The sequence below is a fragment of the Mongoliibacter ruber genome (assembly GCF_003003005.1).
Taxonomy (GTDB): Bacteria; Bacteroidota; Bacteroidia; order Cytophagales; family Cyclobacteriaceae; genus Mongoliibacter; species Mongoliibacter ruber.
Map to the genome: position 1 here is coordinate 1 of NZ_PVTR01000041.1, position 2,084 is coordinate 2,084.

The 2,084-nt window shown below is 46.7% G+C and carries 1 protein-coding gene; it reads left to right on the top strand.

Annotated features, from left to right (window positions below; translation table 11 throughout):
• Positions 1–2,084: hypothetical protein (locus tag CLW00_RS21495; protein WP_170073267.1), on the top strand; the 2,084-nt coding region annotated here is incomplete at both ends.

Here is a 2,084-nt window from a genome sequence, read left to right on the forward strand (position 1 = left end):
GGAACAGGAGGCGCAGGTGCTTGGACAGACAATGGTGATGGTACACATACTTGGACCTCAGATCCTATAGTCTCAGGTACAAATTATAATATAAGCATCTCAGATGCGGGTAATTGTGCTCCGATTGAGTTGACGGGGGCTTCACCTGTGTGTTGTGTTTTTGAAGTTACTTGTCCAACTTTTGAGCCCGAAACTCTCCAATGCTATAGTGATTTGCCAACACAAGAGATTTTTACTGTTGCAGAATTTGAGGCCTTAGGAAATGGTGACGGTTCGATAGGAGATATTCCTTGCGGTGTCATCGAAATTACCGCAAGCAATAGCGCTGATGATGGTACTTGCTCACAAACAGTGACGAGAACCTACACCATCACAGAATATGAAGATACCAATGGGAATGGTGTAAGAGATGCGGGTGAGGATACTGAATTGAGTATCCATACCTGTGATCAAATATTTACGATAGAAGATACCACAGCTCCTGAGATTGTAGGGAGCTTGGATGATCAGGAAGTAGAGGGCTGTGAAGTAGCTGATATGCCTACTGCTGCAACTACGATTGCTGAATTAGAAGAGCTTGGTTTGACGATCACGGATAATTGTACAGCGACTGCTGATTTGACTTTATCGAGTACTGATGTGGCATCGGGTACAATTTCTGAAACTGTAACCAGGACTTATACTATTGCCGATGCATGTGGAAACGAAACTGAACTTTCTCAGGTGTTTACATTGATAGTAATTGACAGCCCAGATGCTGGAGAGAACGGAACACTTACGATCTGTGAAGGCGAAGCAGTAACCGAAGAGCTATTGTTTGCTTCTTTGGGTGGTACACCTGATGCAGACGGTACTTGGAATGATAACGGAGATGGCACGTGGACCTACACGGTAGCAGCGAATGCACCATGTACAGAAGAAGCTGTTTCGGTAGTGACAGTTGAAGTTGTAGATAGCCCAGATGCAGGAGAGAACGGAACACTTACAATCTGTGAAGGCGAAGAAATTACAACAGCGATGTTGTTTGATTCCTTGGGCGGTACACCTGATGCAGACGGTACTTGGACAGATAACGGAGACGGTATGTGGACTTACACGGTAGCAGCAACTGCTCCATGTACAGAAGACGCTGTTTCGGTAGTGACAATAATAGTGGTTGACAGTCCAGATGCAGGAGAGAACGGAACACTTACGATCTGTGAAGGCGAAGAGGTAACAACAACAATGTTGTTTGCCTCTTTGGGCGGCACCCCTGATGCTGATGGTACTTGGACAGATAACGGAGATGGCACTTGGACATACACGGTAGCAGCAACTGCTCCATGTACAGAAGAAGCTGTTTCGGTGGTGACAGTAGTAGTAATTGACAGTCCAGATGCAGGAGAGAACGGAACGCTTACGATCTGTGAAGGCGAAGAAATTACAACAGCGATGTTGTTTGCATCCTTGGGCGGCACCCCTGATGCTGATGGAGAATGGACAGATAACGGAGACGGTACGTGGACATATACGGTAGCAGCGAATGCACCATGTACAGAAGAAGCTGTTTCGGTAGTGACAGTAGTAGTGGTTGACAACCCAGATGCAGGAGAGAACGGAACGCTTACGATCTGTGAAGGTGAAGCAGTAACCGACGAGCTATTGTTTGCTTCTTTGGGTGGTACACCTGATGCAGACGGTACTTGGAATGATAACGGAGACGGTACGTGGACATACACGGTAGCAGCGAATGCACCATGTACAGAAGAAGCTGTTTCGGTAGTGACAGTAGTAGTGGTTGACAACCCAGATGCAGGAGAGAACGGAACGCTTACGATCTGTGAAGGTGAATCAGTAACCGACGAGCTATTGTTTGCTTCTTTGGGTGGTACACCTGATGCAGACGGTACTTGGAATGATAACGGAGATGGCACGTGGACATACACGGTAGCAGCGAATGCACCATGTACAGAAGATGCTGTTTCAGTAGTGACCGTAATAGTGGTTGACAGCCCAGATGCAGGAGAGAACGGAACACTTACAATCTGTGAAGGCGAAGAGGTAACAACAACAATGTTGTTTGCATCCTTGGGTGGTACACCTGA